The sequence below is a fragment of the Photorhabdus kayaii genome, from assembly GCF_025384895.1.
In the GTDB taxonomy this organism is placed as follows: domain Bacteria; phylum Pseudomonadota; class Gammaproteobacteria; order Enterobacterales; family Enterobacteriaceae; genus Photorhabdus; species Photorhabdus kayaii.
Genome location: NZ_JAJAFZ010000006.1, coordinates 26,170 through 44,573, shown reverse-complemented (window position 1 = coordinate 44,573; position 18,404 = coordinate 26,170). Strand labels below are relative to the sequence as shown.

Annotated in this window: 10 protein-coding genes; 6 read left to right on the top strand and 4 right to left on the bottom strand. The window is 42.3% G+C overall.

Going from position 1 to position 18,404, the window contains the following annotated elements:
• Nucleotides 1–180 precede the first annotated feature (180 nt).
• The 4 genes from LGZ98_RS03770 (at nt 181) to LGZ98_RS03755 (ending at nt 13,654) form a co-directional block, all read left to right on the top strand.
• Nucleotides 181–3,687 carry a non-ribosomal peptide synthetase gene (locus LGZ98_RS03770; RefSeq protein WP_262977735.1) on the top strand — a complete coding sequence of 1,169 codons (3,507 nt, stop codon included), beginning with the start codon at nt 181–183 and terminating at the stop codon, nt 3,685–3,687.
• Nucleotides 3,684–8,393 (top strand): non-ribosomal peptide synthetase, encoded by a 4,710-nt coding sequence (locus tag LGZ98_RS03765; RefSeq protein WP_113042279.1) that lies wholly within the window; start codon nt 3,684–3,686, stop codon nt 8,391–8,393. The genes LGZ98_RS03770 and LGZ98_RS03765 overlap by 4 nt, the downstream gene beginning before the upstream one ends.
• On the top strand, nt 8,390–13,252 hold the full coding sequence (locus tag LGZ98_RS03760) for a non-ribosomal peptide synthetase (protein ID WP_113042278.1): 4,863 nt from the start codon (nt 8,390–8,392) through the stop codon (nt 13,250–13,252). The genes LGZ98_RS03765 and LGZ98_RS03760 overlap by 4 nt, the downstream gene beginning before the upstream one ends.
• 141 nt (nt 13,253–13,393) lie before the next feature.
• A complete protein-coding gene (locus LGZ98_RS03755; RefSeq protein ID WP_113042277.1) occupies nt 13,394–13,654 on the top strand; it encodes an antitoxin in 261 nt (86 codons plus the stop codon).
• 40 nt (nt 13,655–13,694) lie between these two features.
• Here LGZ98_RS03755 and hemL read toward each other — a convergent pair whose 3' ends face one another.
• On the bottom strand, nt 13,695–14,978 hold the full coding sequence (gene hemL / locus LGZ98_RS03750) for a glutamate-1-semialdehyde 2,1-aminomutase (protein WP_113042276.1): 1,284 nt from the start codon (nt 14,976–14,978) through the stop codon (nt 13,695–13,697).
• Nucleotides 14,979–15,028: 50 nt separating this feature from the next.
• Nucleotides 15,029–15,814, bottom strand: coding sequence for a DUF1460 domain-containing protein (locus LGZ98_RS03745; RefSeq protein ID WP_113042275.1), 786 nt, complete (start codon nt 15,812–15,814; stop codon nt 15,029–15,031).
• Between the two features lie 341 nt (nt 15,815–16,155).
• Between LGZ98_RS03745 and erpA the strand changes: the two genes are divergently transcribed.
• Nucleotides 16,156–16,500: an iron-sulfur cluster insertion protein ErpA gene (gene erpA / locus LGZ98_RS03740; RefSeq protein ID WP_113042313.1), complete on the top strand. Its 345-nt coding sequence runs from the start codon at nt 16,156–16,158 to the stop codon at nt 16,498–16,500.
• A gap of 86 nt (nt 16,501–16,586) precedes the next feature.
• Here the strand turns inward: erpA and btuF are convergent, their stop codons facing one another.
• Nucleotides 16,587–17,414 carry a vitamin B12 ABC transporter substrate-binding protein BtuF gene (gene btuF, locus LGZ98_RS03735; RefSeq protein WP_113042274.1) on the bottom strand — a complete coding sequence of 276 codons (828 nt, stop codon included), beginning with the start codon at nt 17,412–17,414 and terminating at the stop codon, nt 16,587–16,589.
• A gap of 27 nt (nt 17,415–17,441) precedes the next feature.
• On the opposite strand from btuF, the gene LGZ98_RS03730 reads away from it, so the two are divergent.
• Complete coding sequence (locus tag LGZ98_RS03730; RefSeq protein ID WP_158536556.1) at nt 17,442–17,663, top strand: hypothetical protein; 222 nt, start codon at nt 17,442–17,444, stop codon at nt 17,661–17,663.
• On the opposite strand, the gene mtnN is transcribed toward LGZ98_RS03730, so the two are convergent.
• Nucleotides 17,626–18,327, bottom strand: coding sequence for a 5'-methylthioadenosine/S-adenosylhomocysteine nucleosidase (mtnN, locus tag LGZ98_RS03725; RefSeq protein ID WP_113042273.1), 702 nt, complete (start codon nt 18,325–18,327; stop codon nt 17,626–17,628). The two genes, LGZ98_RS03730 and mtnN, sit on opposite strands and share 38 nt — an antisense overlap.
• Nucleotides 18,328–18,404 lie beyond the last annotated feature (77 nt).

The following is an 18,404-nucleotide window of genomic DNA, read 5'->3' as shown; positions in this document are numbered from 1 at the left end:
CTTTCAAGCTGCCTCTTTGTTGGCTGCACTCACTCACCCCGGTCACATAGTTATCTATGCTCCCAGGGATTCGTTCCCTTGCCGTCGCGATGCAACTTGAAATCCATAGGGTATATAATTATGGACATAATAAATAATCACGTGTGTAAATAATTTGATATTATATTTTCAAGGAGATATATGAAAAATGCAGCGCAAATTGTAAATGAGGCTTTAAATCAAGGAATTACTCTGTTTGTTGCTGATAACCGATTACAATACGAAACTAGCCGTGATAGTATTCCAGCGAAATTATTCAGTGAATGGAAGAATTATAAAAAAGAGTTGATCGACTTCTTGAGCCAGATAGATGCAGAAGAAGAAATTCAAACATATCAATTACAGAATATCCAACGTGATGGTCATGCAGAACATTATCCACTCTCATTTGCTCAACAACGCCTGTGGTTTATCGACCAACTTACCGAAGGTAGTCCCCAATATAATTGTCCCGGATATTTGAGATTACGGGAACAACTGAATTTCAATGCTTTTAAGGCTGCGGTAAAAACGTTGCTTGAGCGTCATGAGGCGTTACGTACCCATATTGAAATTATTGATAATGAGCCACGGCAAGTCATAACACATTCCTATGATTTACCCATTACACTACATGATCTGACTGCATTCTCTGAAACTGAGCAAGAATCTCAAATCAAAAGATTCAGTAAAGAAGAAGATAACTTGGTTTTTAACCTTAGTACTGATTTGATGTTGCGTATTCGCCTGATAAAGCTGGCCGAAAATGATTATGTGATTATCTATACCATTCACCATATTGCCTGTGATAGTTGGTCAATAGAAATCTTTATCAATGAACTTATTACCCTATATCGCGCGTATAATAAAGGAGAAATAGCCCCATTACCGCCACTTAAAATCCAATATACCGATTATGCTCAATGGCAACGAAATTGGCTGCAAGGTGATATTCTCAAAAAACAATTGGATTATTGGCAAACCCAGTTATCAGGTATTTCTCCACTTCACCGTCTTCCACTGGATAACCCACGACCAGAGAAACAGAATTTTGAGGGGCATCTTAATGATCAACGTATTTCAAAGGATTTAACACAAGAAATAAGAGCATTATGTCACCAACATGAAGTCACATTATTCATGTTTCTGGAGACAGCCTTTGCCGTATTGTTGAGTCGTTACAGTAATGAAAAAGACATTCTGGTCGGAACACCACTTGCAGGGAGAAGACACCATGATATTGAGCCTTTGATTGGTTTTTTTGTTAACTCTCTGGTGATCAGAACGGATTTATCCGGTCAGCCCACTTTCAGTGAGTTATTAAAGCAGAACAGTCGTACTATCCTGGATGCGTATGCACATCAAGATCTGCCATTTCAAATGCTGGTGGAAAAAATGAGTCCGGGACGAAACTTAAATTATAACCCTATATTTCAAATCGCTTTTACTCTGGAGAATACTCAGCGTGATACGATACTGGCGCAGGATAATAATATTGAGTTTGAAGAACGTCTGCTTTTGAAAGTCCGATTTGATTTGGAAATTCATATTTATGAAGAAGAAGAGGGAGGATTATCCCTTTTATGGGTTTATGACAGCAACTTATTCAGAAATATGACTATTGAAAGATTGCTCGCTAATTATGAAACCTTGCTTGCTAATATTGTTAGTGTCATGAAGCCATGTATTGGCTCCGATCTGATACACAGGGAACCTTCTGTCCATGACATTCCACTATTAGCAGAGGCTGAAATACACACTTTGTTACATGAATGGAATGGCCTGCCGGATCATAGCCAACATGGCGGCTGTTTTCATGAACTGTTTGAGGAACAAGCTGCTCTATATCCTGAAAAAACAGCAGTTATTTTTGACGGCAATTCATTAAGCTATCAGGAATTAAATAAACAAGCTAACCAACTCGCTCATTACTTGACAGAGCAAAATATCAAACCAGAAGCATTGGTCGCACTCTGTATTCCTCGTTCAATACGCGCTGTAGTAGCGCTACTGGGGATTGTTAAAGCAGGGGGAGCTTATTTGCCGTTAGATCCCAGCTATCCGAAACCTCGTCTTCAATATATGTTGGAACACAGCGAAGCTGAGTTCATTCTGACCGAAACAGATTTGATAGAAAAACTCCCAATCAGCCAGCAGAAAGTCGTCTGTTTGGATACGGAAACAATGCAATCACAATTGCAGCACATGCCTACGGACAATATCGCTGAACGCTCATTCCCAATAACGGAAAATAATCTGGCTTACGTCATTTATACCTCTGGTTCTACGGGTAAACCGAAAGGGGTTATGTTGGAACATAAGGGGTGGGTAAATCTGGCACTTTCACAGGCGGGTTTATTTGGTGTTGATTCATATAGCCGGGGATTGCAGTTCGCCTCCTGGAGTTTTGATGCCATGATCTTAGAAATATCTATGACATTGGCGTATGGAGCAGCACTTTATTTAATTTCAGAAACCCAACAGCATACCCCTGAATATTTGGATGAGTTAGTTGATAAACATCAGATTACCCATGCTGTATTACCTCCTGCTTTGCTGCCTTATCTGGACTTTAATAAATGGCGTTCCGTTTCAACCTTGCTTTTAGCGGGGGAAGCTGTACCACCACAGAGCGCTGTTCGTTGGTCACAGGGCAGAAAACTGTTCAATGTATATGGCCCGACAGAGTGTACTGCCATTGTGACTTCGGGCTTATTAACTGATGACAAAATTACGATTGGGAAACCATTGCCCAATACCGTTATTCGTATTCTTGATCCATCAGGCAATCTAGTACCTATTGGTGTTGCCGGGGAATTATATATTGGTGGCATCCAACTGGCGCGTGGGTACTTGAATGCCCCTGAAACAAACGTAACGAAATTTATTACTGATTTAACGGACAATTCCCAATCCTTACGTTTATACCGAACGGGAGATTTAGCCCGTTGGTTGCCTGATGGTAGTGTGGAATTTATTGGTCGGATTGACTCTCAAGTCAAGATTAGAGGATTTAGGATTGAGTTGGGAGAAATCGAAACTGCATTGGCCGGACATGACGCCTTAAGCAGTGCTGCGGTTATTACTTATGGGAACGATAAAAGATTGATTGCCTATGTTTGTCCAACCAAAGATTGGCTGGATAAAAAAGGGCTGAAATTTAATGCCGACAACGCATCTCAGTCTTCCGATATTAAAATTGAACTTTCGGAGCTACTTGAATCAGCACTGAAAAAACAATTACCAGAATACATGGTTCCAAGCCTTTATATTCCGCTAGAGCGAATGCCACTCACGTTAAATAACAAAGTGGACAAAAAAGCGTTGCCTGTTCCAAATGAAAATGATTTCCGACAACAAAGTTATGTTGCGCCAAGAAATGAAGTGGAGAGAAAAATTAGCCAGTTATGGCAAGAAGTGTTGGGCGTTAGCCAAGTCAGCATTTATGACAACTTTTTCATGTTGGGTGGTCACTCTCTTCAGGCAACCCGCCTTATCAGCTTAATACGCAATGATCTAAACATTGAAATACCGTTGAGCAGTGTCTTTGAGTATCCAACACTTGAGCGATTAGCACGAATCGCCACGATTCATCAGGTTAAGGAAAAAAGAAAGCATTTCCAGGCTGGGCAAGAGACAACACAAGAACTATTGGAAGGTGATATATGAAAAATGCGGCACAAATTATCAATGAAGCTTTAAATCAAGGGATTACTCTGTTTGTTATTGATAACAAACTGAAATATAAAACCAGCCGAGATAGCATTCCTCCGGAACTGCTCAGTGAATGGAAACAACATAAACAAGAATTGATTGATTTCCTGAAGCAAATCGATTCAGAAGAGGATTCGGACACTCACCGACTGCAAGGTATTCCGCGTTATGATCGTGCGGAACATTACCCACTTTCATTTGCTCAACAGCGTTTGTGGTTAATCGATCAACTTACCGAAGGTAGTCCGCAGTATAACTGCACAGGTGATTTCAGGTTGAGAGAGTCGCTTAATCTCAACGCTTTTGAGGCGGCTATAGCAACATTGCTTGAACGCCATGAATCGCTGCGTACTTATTTCAAAATTATTGATAATGAGCCACGGCAGGTTATTGCGACTTCTTATGATTTGCCTATTACAGTACATGATCTGTCCACACTTTCAGAATTTGAGCAGGAACAACAGCTTAAACAACTCGGTGAGCAGGAGTGGAAACAAGCTGTTAATCTCAGCACTGACCTGATGCTGCGTATTCGGTTGCTGAAATTAACAGATGATGATTATTTCATTCTCTATACGATTCATCATATCGCCTGTGATGGCTGGTCGCTGGCAATCTTTATCAGTGAGCTGCTGACATTATATCGTGCTTATTGCCAGGGCGAGGGTAATCCTCTGCCGCCATTACAAGTTCAATATACTGACTATTCCCAATGGCAACGGGACTGGCTGCAAGGGGATATTCTGGAAAAACAGCTGGATTACTGGCAAAACCAATTATCAGGTATTTCACCACTTCACCGTTTTCCACTGGATAATCCACGGCCAGAAAAACAAAATTTTGAAGGGAATGTTCATCCACAACGTATTTCAAAAGCTTTGACTCAAGAAATACGAGCACTGTGCGCCAAACATGAAGTGACGTTATTTATGTTTCTGGAAACGGCTTTTGCTGTGTTGTTGAGTCGTTACAGTAGTGAAAAGGATATTCTGGTTGGCATGCCGCTTGCAGGGCGAAGACACCGTGACACTGAGCCTTTGATTGGATTTTTCGTCAATTCACTGGTGATAAGAACGGATTTATCCGGTCAGCCTACATTCAGTGAACTATTAAAACAAAATAGTCGTACGATCCTGGATGCTTATGCACATCAAGACCTGCCTTTTGAGATGCTGGTGGAGAAAATCAGTCCAGAACGGAATTTAAATTATAATCCTATTTTCCAGATCATGTTTGCAGTACAGAATAATCAACGGGATACAACTCTGGAGCAGGATAGCATTGTTACATCTAAAGAACGTTCCCTTCTGACCACCCGATTTGATTTGGAAGTCCATATTTATGAAGAAGACGAAGGTGAGTTATCTATTGGATGGATCTCTGACACCAGCCTGTTCAGAAATGCGACCATTAATAGATTAATCACCAATTACGAAATTTTGCTGACCAATATTGTTGATGTGATGAAGCATCATGCTGGTATCAGTGAGCCGTCCGTTCATGACCTTCCATTATTGGCAGATGCTGAACGGAATACCTTACTGCATGAATGGAGCGGGCCACAAATTCCTTATCCGACCGGGAAATGTTTCCATGAACTCTTCGAAGAGCGGGTATCACAACACTCTGAAAAAAATGCCCTGATTCTTGGCGATGACACCCTGAGCTATCAGTCATTAAATGAGCAAGCTAACCAATTGGCACATTATCTGCTTGAACAAGGGATCATACCGGACACGTTGGTTGCACTTTGCATACCAAGGTCATTGCAAGCTGTTGTGGCATTATTGGGTATTCTTAAAGCGGGTGGCGCTTATGTACCGTTAGACCCCAGTTATCCGAAAGCCCGCCTCCAATATATGTTGGATCACAGTGAAGTCGAATTCATCCTGACCGAAACTCACCTCGTTGAAAAACTGCCAATTAGCCAGCAGAAAGTGATTTGTCTGGATACAGAGATAGTACAGTCTCAGCTACAACATATGCCTACAGATAATATTACTGAGCGTCCACTTCCGCTCACGGAAAATCATCTGGCTTATGTGATTTATACTTCCGGCTCTACTGGTAAACCGAAAGGGGTGATGCTGGAACATAGAGGGTGGGTTAATCTGGCATTCTCGCAAGCAGATTTATTTGGCATTGACTCACATTGCCGGGGGTTGCAGTTTGCCTCCTGGAGTTTTGACGCCATGATCTTAGAGATGTCTATGACATTGGCCTATGGCGCAACACTGTATTTGATTTCCGAAACCCAACGGCGTTCCCCTGAATTGTTGGATGAAGTGGTTGAAAAACATCAGATAACTCATGCTGTACTACCCCCGGCGCTACTTCCTCATCTGAATTTTAACAAATGGCGTTCTGTCTCAACTTTGCTTTTGGCGGGTGAAGCCGTGCCACCACAGATTGCTGTTCGTTGGTCACAGAATAGAAACCTGTTTAACGTATATGGCCCGACAGAATGTACATCCATTGTCACCACAGCTTTATTAACTGACGAGAAGATTACGATTGGAAAACCTTTGCCTAACGTTGTGATGCGTATTCTTGATCCGGAAGGTAATTTGGCTCCGATGGGCGTTATCGGGGAACTGTATATTGGCGGTGTTCAGTTAGCACGCGGTTACCGAAACTCACCGGAAATCACAGCAAGGCAGTTTATCCGTGATCCATTCAGCTCACACTCAACGGATGGCAGGGAAAACAGGCTTTATCGAACCGGCGATTTAGTACGCTGGACACCGGATGGTCAGTTGGAATTTATCGGCCGTGTTGACTCTCAGGTTAAGATCCGTAGTCACCGCATAGAGTTGGGTGAAATCGAGACAGTTTTGTCCGGGCATGATGCTTTAAGTAGTGCTGTTGTGATCGCTTATGGTCAAGATGAAGATAAAAAACTCATTGCGTATGTCTGCCCAAGTACAGGGTGGTTAGGTGAAAAAGCTGTTGAATTTAACGCAAGCAGCGTTGAGAACTGGACAGAAATTTTTGATGAGCAGTACCGTCAACCCACAACGGCTAATACTCAAAAAGGGAGCGCTCAGAAAGGTGATGTAGTCGCATTAGACAGTGATTTCGGCGGCTGGATGAACAGCTATACTGAACAGCCGATTGCCCTTGAGCAAATGGAGGAATGGTTAGCAGGAATCATGCACAGGATTAAAGCCCTGCATCCTCATCGCTTACTGGAAATTGGTTGTGGTACCGGATTATTGTTGTATCGCTATGCTGAATGGTGCGAATCAGTGGTGGCGACCGATATTTCGGCTGAGGTTTTAAATCGGCATCAACATATTCTGCAACAACGTGGCTGGTCACATGTGCAGCTCAGAAGAGGAGATGCACTCAACTTAGGAACATTGAGTGCTGATGAATTTGATACTGTCGTGATTAACTCTGTTGTCCAATATTTCCCTAATGTTCAATATCTGGAAAGAGTACTTGAACAGTTAATACCGGCGGTTGAAGCGGGTGGGAAAATTTTGTTGGGAGATATCCGCAACTTAGATCTATTAACCGCCCATGCTACAGCGATAGAGCAAAGTCATCTTAACGGGCAACGTATTCAGGTAGGGGCGCTGGCGAACCGTATTCAGCGGCGTTTACAACAAGAACCCGAGTTTTTACTCAGTCCAACTTATTTTGCCCAATTACCGGAGCGTTACCCTGAAATTGGCCGGGTTGATATTCTGGTTAAACGTGGCATCGGCGACAATGAAATGTTGCGTTATCGTTATGATGTCATATTGCACAAAAGAGGTGAAAATACCAAATCTTGTAATGAATTGCTTTCAAATTGGCATAATTTCGATTCTTTTGAAAGTCTGCGTAATTTGTTGCAGATGGGCACGGAGGATATATTGGGTATTTCAGGTATCCCCAACGCCAGAATTAAAGATGACCTCACTTTGGCAGAAGGTCTGCGTCACTGGTCAGCCAATCAGATGATAACGCCACCAGCAAATGTCGGTAGTTTCTCCCCACAGGCATTACAACAGGTTCAGGAATTCGAATCCTTACTGCAATATGCTGAACAATGTGGTTATCAATGCGGCATTACATGGTCACAACAGCAACCTGATTTACTGGATGTGATTTTTAGTCGTGGAGAGTTACCACCTGTACAAGCACGTGTTGACTATAATCAAACCCATTTAGCTAATTATCCGCAAATTTCGGCCATTAGTGGGGAACTTTCAGAATTACTCGAATCCGCACTGAAACAACAATTGCCAGAATATATGGTTCCAGGTCTCTATATTCCTTTGGAACGAATGCCACTCACGTTAAATAATAAAGTGGATAAAAAAGCGTTACCGATCCCAAATGAAGACGATTTACGCCGACAAAACTATGTGGCGCCAAGAAATGAAATAGAAATTAAGATCGGCCAGTTATGGAAGCGGTTATTGAATGTCAGCCAAGTAGGCATCTATGACAATTTCTTCACCTTGGGTGGACATTCACTTCAGGCAACGCGCCTTATTAGTTCAATACGTAACGAATTAGAAATAGAAGTTCCGTTGAGAAGTGTTTTTGAACACCCGACACTTGAGCAGCTATCACAGGTTGTCACTATTCATCTTATCAAAGAAAAAAGAAAACATTTTCAGGCTGGGAAAGAAACAGCACAAGAACTGTTGAAAGGTGATATATGAAAAATGCAGCGCGAATTGTCAATGAGGCTTTAGATCAGGGAATTACGCTGTTCGTTACTGATAACCGTTTACAATACGAGACCAGCCGCAGCAGTATTTCACCCGCTTTGCTCAGTGAATGGAAATGGCATAAACAGGAGTTGATTGATTTTCTGAACCAGCTCGATTCAGAAGAGCAAACTAAAACGCATCACTTTTTGCAAGATATTCGGCGTGATGGCAAAGCAGAACATTATCCGCTTTCATTTGCTCAACAGCGTTTATGGTTTATTGATCAGCTGGATGGAGGCAGCCCCAAGTATAACTGTATGGGGGATTTCAGGCTGCGGGAATCCATTAACATAAAGGCGTTTGAGGCAGCCGTTAAGGCATTACTTGAACGCCATGAAGTCTTGCGTACCCATTTTAAAATCATCAATAACGAGCCGCGGCAATTTATTGCCACGGATTTCGATTTACCTATTACACATCATGATTTATCTGCGTTACCTGAAACTGAAAAAAACGATCAGGTAAAACAACTCAGTAAGGAAGAAGAGAATCTGATTTTTAACCTTAATACAGATTTGATGCTGCGCATTAGGTTAATAAAATTGGCAGAAAATGATTACCTTATTATTTATACGATACATCATATCGCCTTCGATGGCTGGTCGATGGCAATATTTCTCCATGAATTTTTCACGTTATACAAAGCTTATTGTCAGGGTGAGACAAATCTGCTACCGCCGCTGAAAATTCAATATGCCGATTATGCCCAGTGGCAACAGGGCTGGCTGCAAGGTGATATGCTGAAAAAACAGCTGATATATTGGCAGAAGCAGTTAGCCGGAATTTCACCAGTCCACCGTGTGCCGCTGGATAATCCACGGCCAGAGAAACAAAATATCGAAGGGTGTTTTCATACACAACATATTTCCTCGCGGTTAACCCAAGCAATTAGAGGACTGTGTGCTAAGCATAACGTTACCTTATTCATGTTTCTGGAAACGGCTTTTACTGTATTGCTGAGCCGCTATAGTAATGAGAAAGATATTCTGGTTGGAACAGTAATTGCCGGCAGACAACATCCTGATATTGAACCGCTGATCGGTTTTTTTGTTAATTCATTGGTTATCAGAACAGATTTATCCGGTCAGCCGACGTTCAGTGAATTATTAAAACAAAACAGCCGTACCATTCTGGATGCTTACGAACATCAAGATTTGCCGTTTGAGATGTTGGTAGAAAAGCTCAGTCCGGAACGGAACCCAAACCATAACCCCATCTTCCAAATCATGTTTGCAGTACAGAATAACCAACGTGACACAATACTGGAACAGGATAATATTATTGAATCCGAGGATAATTTACTTAGAACGACTCGGTTTGATTTGGAAATCCATGTTTTTGAGGAAGAACAGACGGGCGAATTATCTATAATATGGATTTCAAATACGAGTCTGTTTTATAGCAGTACCATTGAAAGATTTATCGCCAATTACGAAACCTTGCTTTCTGGCATTGTTGAGGTGATGACAGATGATTCAGTAAATAAAGAACCCTCCATTCATGAACTCCCATTATTGACAGAAGCTGAACAGCATACCTTACTGCATGAATTAAATGGGCCACAGAACCATTACCCACAAGGGCGCTGCTTTCATGAGTTGTTTGAAGAACAGGTGGCACTGAATCCTGAAAAAACCGCGTTGGTTTTTGGTGAAGAGTCTTTAAGTTATCAGGCTGTTAATGCTCAGGCCAATCAGTTGGCGCATTACTTGATTGAGCAGGGTATCCAGCCAGATATTCTGGTTGCAATTTGCCTTCCCCGGTCATTGCAAACGGTGATTGCACTGCTGAGCATCCTCAAAGCGGGTGGAGCTTATGTGCCTTTGGATGCCAGTTATCCGCAAGCCCGCCTGCAATACATGTTGGAGCATAGCGGCGCTGAATTTATCCTGACCGAAACACCGCTGGTTGATAAATTGCCTATCAGCCAGCAACGCGTTATCTGTCTGGATGCTGAAACGGTACAGTCACATGTGCAGAACCTGCCCACTGGCAATATCGTTCATCGTTCAGTGCCCCTGACAGAAAATCATCTGGCCTATGTCATTTATACCTCTGGTTCTACTGGCCGACCAAAAGGAGCGATGCTGGAGCACAAGGGTTGGGTGAATCTGGCGCAAGCACAAGCCGCGTTATTTGGTGCGGATGCTGATATTCGCGGGTTGCAGTTTGCTTCCTGGAGCTTCGACGCCGCAGTGTTGGAAATGGCAATGACCTTGGCCTATGGCGCCACATTGTATTTGATTTCAGAAACACACCGCCGTTCGCCTGAATGGCTGGATGAGATGGTTGAAAAACACCACATTACCCACGCTGTACTCCCGCCGGCGCTGTTACCTCACTTGGATTTTAACAAATGGCGCACAATTTCAACCTTGTTGCTGGCAGGGGAGGCTGTGGCGCCGCATATTGCCGCGCAGTGGTCGCAGGGCAGAAAGCTGTTTAACGTTTATGGCCCAACAGAATGTACTTCGATTGTGACCTCCGCCTTATTAACAGCAGATAAGCGAGTGACGATTGGAAAACCGTTGCCTAATACTGTGATGCGTATCCTGAATTCCGACGGTAATCTGGTGCCTCTTGGGGCTGTCGGGGAACTGCATATCGGTGGCATTCAACTGGCACGCGGTTACCGGAATGCACCGGATATCACGGAAAAACAATTTATCCGAGATCCCTTCAGTACCGACCCGGCAGACCGACTTTACTGTACTGGTGATTTAGTACGCTGGACGCCAGAAGGTGAGTTGGAATTCATTGGCCGCCTGGATTCGCAGGTTAAAATTCGCAGCCATCGTATTGAATTGGGGGAAATCGAATCGGTGTTGGCGGGGCAGGAGATTTTAAGTAATGCTGCCGTGATCGCTGATGGTTATGACAGTGAGGATAGGAAACTCATTGCTTATGTTTGCCCGAGTACGAATTGGCTGGCGGAGAAAGCAGCCGCTTTTAATGCAGATTACAGCCAAACGCATTTAGCTGATTACCTGCTACTTCCTGCTATTAGTGGAGAACTTGCAGAGCTACTGGAATCCGCCTTGAAAAAACAACTACCTGACTATATGGTGCCCAGTCTCTATATCCCATTGGAACGTATTCCACTGAATTTGAATAATAAAGTGGATAAAAAAGCGTTACCCATTCCAGATGAAAATGACTTACGTCGTCAGGCTTATATTGCACCGAGAGATGAAATCGAGGAAAAACTTTGTCAGTTATGGCAAGAACATCTAAAAATCAATCTAATTGGTATTTATGATAATTTCTTCTCACTCGGTGGTCACTCACTCTTGGCAGTTAAAATAACCGCTTCCATAAGAAATACTTTGACCAATAATTTCAGTATGCATGAGTTATTTGCAAATCCAACCATTGCTCAGATTGCCAGTGTAATTCGTCACAGTCATAAGCATGAAATATCCGCGCCGAAGACAACACACAATATATCTGATCACAATACATTTGATGGAAAAATGCCTATTTCTTATTGTCAGAAAATGTATTGGTATTTTATTCAAGAAGCATTGTTGGAGGACAGTTTCCACGTACCCATTACTTTGCTGATGGAAGGAGAATTGAATCACAGTGCGTTGGAAAAAAGTTTAAATACCATTTTAGCGCGACATGAAAGTTTGCGTTTTAAGTTTTATAAAGAAAATGGGCAAATTTTCATGCAGCCTGATAACAGTATTAAAATTAATCTTCAAGTTATTGAAGCGTTACCAAGAGGAATCGAGAGAGAACAAATCATTATTGAAATTAATAAGCTCTGGGAAGAGAAATTAAGAACACCTTTTGATGTTTATAATGGCCCGCTAATCAAGACATTCCTACTGCCTGTTTCGGAAACAATCACGGTATTATTTATTGACGTACACCATATTATCTCCGATGGGTGGTCTGTCAATATCATTATGAATGAATTTAAACAGTTATATACGGCTTATTCACAGGGGCAAGAAAACACATTGCTACCCGTTGCCATGCAATATTCTGGTTATGTTTATGACTTGCAAGAAATCCATGCGACTGAGGCAGCTAAAAAACAAATTAAATTCTGGCAACAACAATTTTATGATGTTAATCCAGAACGCGATTTTCCTGTTTCTTTCAGAAAACATCTGGCTTCAAAATATCGGTCTCACGCCCGTCATATCAAAATACCAGATTCGCTGGATAAAGCTGTTTTGCAATATTGTGAAACCCAGAAGATCACACCTTATATGTTATTTATGGCTTTGTTCCACACTTGTCTTTTTATGCACTCTGGTGAATCACAACATATTGTTACCTCACCAAAAGCTGACCGAACTCGCATAGAAAGCCATCAAACAATAGGATTATTCTTGGGTGACTTGATAGTAAAATCAAATATCAGTAAGGAAATGAGCCTACAAGGAATCATTAAGCAGGTTAGTCAGTCTATTCATCGCGCCATAGAGAATTCTAATATCCACATGTCTGTCGTAATTGACGCGGTGGGAGAAAAGGCGAGAGATAATATATTTAACGTTCTGTTTAACTATTTGGATGCACAAAGTTTCTATGATTTTATCGACATGTCTAAAGATGAAAAATTATCACTGCCAAATCTTGATGTGGAAGTGATAGAGACCGAAATAATTCCTTTTGAATCACTTGGGATGAATTTCTTATACATGCCACAAAATATCAGTTGTGAACTCAATTACAATCCTGAACTGTATACAGAATCAGTCATTGATAGGATGGCTACATATTATGAACGGTTGTTAAATGTCATCGTATCCGGCCAAGAAAAAGAGAGTATTAGTCAGTTTTATGGGTGACTTTTTCTAAGATATGAAGAGATTGGCCTCAGGGATGAAGCCAATCGTGACATCTGTTTCATGATTATCAAATCTCTTTTGATTTATGTATTAATATTTGTGATAAGCTCTGGGGTATTCCAATCAATATCAGGAGGTTGTATGAGCCATAAAGCTAAATTATTTATGGATGGGAAGAGTCAAGCGGTATGCTTGCCAGCAGCTTATTGGTTTGACTCTAATAAAGTTTTTATTCGAAAAGATCCTGAAACAGGAGATGTAATACTGTCCTGTAAGCCACACGATTGGACCGGATTTTTTGCGGCATTGAAGGGAACAACTGTTGCTGATGATTTTCTGAATAAAGAAGAGTGGTGTCAGCAAGAACAATCCTGTGATCCATTCGAAGGATGGAAAGAATAAGCGCCGTAAAAATACGGCGCTATTATTTGAAAAAAAGAAATTATTTTAGCTTGGCAAAGCAGCGAGCGGCTGCATTAACAGTACGCTGAATATCTTCATCAGTATGAGCAATAGACATAAAACCCGCTTCAAATGCAGAAGGTGCTAAATAAATTCCTTCATCAAGCATCAGGTGGAAGAAATGTTTAAAACGCTCAATATCGCAATTCATCACATCCTGATAGCAAGTGACGGTTTCTGCATCGGTAAAGAAAATGCCGAACATACCGCCGACATGGTTAACCACCAGAGGAATACCGGCCGCTTTTGCTGCTTCCGTCAGGCCGGCAGCCAGATTATCTGTTAGCTCGGTCAAGCGTTGATGTACACCGGGTTGAGAAACTTCTTTCAGACAAGCAAGGCCGGCAGCCATTGCAATCGGGTTGCCGGATAAAGTTCCCGCCTGATAAACGGGGCCAATTGGCGCTAATTTCTCCATCACTTCATAGCGTCCACCGAAAGCGCCAACGGGCATACCGCCGCCAATGATTTTGCCAAGGCAAGTTATATCGGGTTCGACACCGTAATGAGATTGTGCGCCGGAGAGGGCGACGCGGAAACCTGTCATCACTTCATCAATAATCAACAGAGCACCGAACTCATCACACAGCGCGCGCAAACCGGGTAGAAATTCTGGTTGTGGCGGTACGCAGTTCATATTGCCCGCAACCGGTTCGACGATAATACAGGCGATCTCTTCGGGATATTGTTCAAACGCTTCTCGAACTGAACTCAAATCGTTATAGGTACAGGTCAGCGTATGTTTGACGAAATCAACCGGAACGCCTGGCGAATTTGGTTGGCCGATGGTCAATGCGCCAGAACCGGCTTTCACCAGCAAGCAATCAGCATGGCCGTGATAGCAACCTTCGAATTTGATGATCTTATCGCGATGGGTATAGCCACGGGCCAGACGGATAGCACTCATGGTCGCCTCTGTGCCTGAGTTAACCATGCGCACCATATCCATTGATGGCACCAGTTCAGTCACCAACTGTGCCATTTCTACTTCGGCGGCAGTTGGTGCGCCAAAACTCAATCCTTGTTCTGCGGCTTTGATGACAGCATTACGGATAGTGCTGTGGTTATGTCCCAGTACCATTGGCCCCCAGGAACCGACATAATCGATATAGGCTTTACCATCAACATCATAGAGATAAGCGCCATCAGCATGTTTGATAAACAACGGAGTACCGCCAACACCATTAAATGCACGTACCGGAGAGTTGACGCCACCGGGAATAAGTTGCTTTGCCTGAGAATAGAGGATGTCGGATTGGCTCATGAAAGGCTCCTGAATCTATTTTTAAGTGGGGTTGTCGCTTGCCCCTCGGATTATAATGCTCTTAGAACGATAATTCCGGGTTTATTCTTCACGTAATCAAGAAATGGTGAATCGACAACTTTTTTATTCGCAGCAAGTGAGGATGCATTCCTCAGCATTGGGCCATGATCTGTCATAATAAAAATCCCTGTATGTGTGACATCCAATCCGGCAAGATGGGTATATATTCCTATATAATCACCCGTTTTTAGGTTTTTAATAACGGCATCGTTGACTTTATCGCCTGGAATATATTTGATATCTCTTTTGGTAACACCCAGTCCGGGGATATATTCGCTACCATCAGCCTTTTTATTCAGGCTTTTTGTGATTTTTATGTAAGAAGAACTTATTTCATCCGTTACATCTTTGGCATTTAATTTTTCTCTGATTGACCAATCTGTAAAGAAGTGTTTTCTTTGTAAAAAGCTAATCTTTCCGTCGATATATCTTGTCTGGATGAGATTTTTTACAAAATCACTTTGGTCGTTGGATTTTCTTAGCGATTCTACATAATCAAGGAAAGTAAAACAGTCTAGCCCGTTGAAGTCTATAACTAATTTTTCAGGTTCAGTAGGGGAGCCAATAAGTTTATTTGCGGCATAAGGTGTGCCCAGTAATTGATAAGAGACGTTTTTTATTATTTCTCCGGGATTATCTTTGTTTCCCGGTTTTACTTGGTTTTCTATAATTTCATTAATTTTTTTCGAGCTATAGCTGTCAATATCGGCTTGTTTGCTATGAGCGGCACAACCTGTCAAGGTGACAGCAAGCATCAGTGGCAACATTTTTCGCATAGGAACTCCATATGGCTACTTTGAAAAATATTCAATAAAGTAACTAATTATGATGATAAATCAATATTTTTTCTTTCTTAATTGTTAATTGATTGACGGAGGGTTTAACTACACGTGACGGTTTACTGATCTTTGAAGCTATCGTAAAAAGCCAGCGTTTGTCGCTAAGGTAGCAGTGATGGTAAACAAATGTGTGATAATTTTTTGGCGGTTCGTGTGTTGTCAAAATGACAATACTTGAATGAACCAATCAGGTATTGGATAATTCGAGTTATTAATGATCGGCAAATTTTTGCTGTCTTCTGAATATTTTTGCCGAGTTCCAGTCTGGAGTAAAAATGATGAGCGATAATATCGCATTACCTTTGCAGTTTACGGATGCCGCAGCTAACAAAGTGAAAATTTTGATTTCGGATGAAGAAAACCCAAACTTGCGTTTACGGGTTTATATCACCGGTGGTGGATGCAGTGGCTTTCAGTATGGTTTTACCTTTGATGATCAAATAAATGAAGGTGATATGACCATTGAGAAACAAGGTGTGGAGTTGGTTGTTGATCCGATGAGCCTACAATATTTGGTTGGCGGTTGTGTTGATTATACCGAAGGTTTGGAAGGTTCACGTTTTATCGTCACGAACCCTAATGCTAAGACAACTTGTGGTTGTGGTTCTTCTTTCAGTATCTGATTCCAGGCGATTTCCCGTAATGGGTCTGAATATTATGACCCATCTTCGGGAATCCTCTTGCAATCCTATTAAACGATTTTGCTTTATCAAGAATCCTTGTCATTCAATTGCTGGCATAGCTGTTCGGCTGCCAGAATGATGCGCGGTCCCGCGCGGTGAAACCAATCTTCATGTAATGTAATGACTTTGGCACGCAATTGTGGATGCCAGAAATTTTCAATTAATTTGACCTGTTCTTGTCCACCACTGATAACAATTATTTCAGGTTTCCTGATGAGTACTTGTTCACGACTGACTTGAGGCCAGGGAACAGGGCTGTTGGCAAAAATATTTCTGCCGCCACAGATAGAAAGCACTTCACTTTGCAGTGTATGTCCTGAAGCAGTGAACAGAGGATAAGTGCCGAATTGTAAAAAGGCCGGTTTGGGGGTTGTAGTGGCATATTTTTGTTGCAAATTGGCAAATCGTTGGCGAAGTTCAGTCGCGGATTTTTTTGCTTGTTCTGGGTGAGGACTATATTCAGCGAGTCGTTCTAAATCCTGCGCTATCTGTTCGGTGGTGGTGGGATCGGAATAAAAGATTTTAATGCCAAAAGTAGCAAGTTGTTCCAGTGGACGTTGGGGATTACCGCCACGCCATGCCAGAATCAGCTCAGGTTTAAGGGTAATAATGCGTTCCAGATTGATGCCTTGCCAGTTAGCTACTTGCTCAAGTTTACGGGCTTGAGGGGGATAATCAGAGTAGGCGCTGGCGGCAATCAGATTGTCACCTAGCCCGGCGGCATAGGCTAATTCTGTCGTTGATGGAGATAAACTGATTACCCGTAAGGGAGCTGCATACAGAGAATAGCTGACACTACTGAGAAACAGTAAAAGCGATAATCCAATTGAACCCGTGCTTTTTATCCATTTCATTGAAGGGTGCTCTTTAAAACATTAAATATGTCGCCCGCAAACACGCCCGAAAATATTTATCAGGGCGTGATTCTTTCAGTAATATATACCCTATGGATTTCAAGATGCATCGCGACGGCAAGGGAGCGAATCCCCGGGAGCATAGGTAACTATGTGACCGGGGTGAGTGAGTGCAGCCAACAAAGAGGCAACTTGAAAGATAACGGGTATATTATTTGTCTTTATTCAGAGTTGTCAGCATTGCGTTGACCATTAATGTAGATTGGCGAGCCGCCACGGCAAGAAATTCATCAAAGCTGATATGAGATTCTTTATCCGCCACATCAGAGATAGCACGTACCACTACAAATGGGGTGTTGTATTGATGGCAAACATGCCCTATTGCTGCGGCTTCCATTTCTACCGCCGTCACTTGTGGGAAAGTGGCTCGGATACGCGCTAGTGGTTCTGCGCCGTTAATAAATGCATCACCACTGCAAATTAGCCCACGTACTGCATTCAGATTCAGTGAATGAATACATTTTTCTGCCAGATCAATTAGCTGGTCATCCGCCACAAAAGCCGCAGGGCATTGCGCCATTTGACCGGGTTCATAACCGAAAGCGGTAACATCAGCGTCGTGATAGCGAACTTCACGGGATACCACGATATCACCGATTTGTAATTTCGGATCAAGGCCACCGGCAGATCCGGTATTAATAATCACATCAGGCTGACAATGTTCAAGCAGTAAAGTTGTACCAATTGCAGCAGAAACTTTACCAATACCGGATTTTAACAGTGCAATCTCCACGCCGTTGAGTTTACCGGTATAGATTTCGCAGCCACCTCGTGACAATGTTTGGCGATCTTCAATTTGATCGCGCAATAAAGTCACTTCTTGCTCCATAGCACCTATCACGCCTACTTTCATGATGTCATACTCGCTGTTGATTAATTAATCATATAAAATCATTCCGTGTTTGAGTTTAACATCTAATACGGAACAAT

Bases quoted from the DNA above. Each gene is read 5' to 3' on its own strand.
- LGZ98_RS03770 (WP_262977735.1), top strand. From the start codon at position 181: ATGAAAAATGCAGCGCAAATTGTAAATGAGGCTTTAAATCAAGGAATT.
- LGZ98_RS03765 (WP_113042279.1), top strand. From the start codon at position 3,684: ATGAAAAATGCGGCACAAATTATCAATGAAGCTTTAAATCAAGGGATT.
- LGZ98_RS03760 (WP_113042278.1), top strand. From the start codon at position 8,390: ATGAAAAATGCAGCGCGAATTGTCAATGAGGCTTTAGATCAGGGAATT.
- LGZ98_RS03755 (WP_113042277.1), top strand. From the start codon at position 13,394: ATGAGCCATAAAGCTAAATTATTTATGGATGGGAAGAGTCAAGCGGTA.
- hemL (WP_113042276.1), bottom strand. From the start codon at position 14,978: ATGAGCCAATCCGACATCCTCTATTCTCAGGCAAAGCAACTTATTCCC.
- LGZ98_RS03745 (WP_113042275.1), bottom strand. From the start codon at position 15,814: ATGCGAAAAATGTTGCCACTGATGCTTGCTGTCACCTTGACAGGTTGT.
- erpA (WP_113042313.1), top strand. From the start codon at position 16,156: ATGAGCGATAATATCGCATTACCTTTGCAGTTTACGGATGCCGCAGCT.
- btuF (WP_113042274.1), bottom strand. From the start codon at position 17,414: ATGAAATGGATAAAAAGCACGGGTTCAATTGGATTATCGCTTTTACTG.
- LGZ98_RS03730 (WP_158536556.1), top strand. From the start codon at position 17,442: ATGTCGCCCGCAAACACGCCCGAAAATATTTATCAGGGCGTGATTCTT.
- mtnN (WP_113042273.1), bottom strand. From the start codon at position 18,327: ATGAAAGTAGGCGTGATAGGTGCTATGGAGCAAGAAGTGACTTTATTG.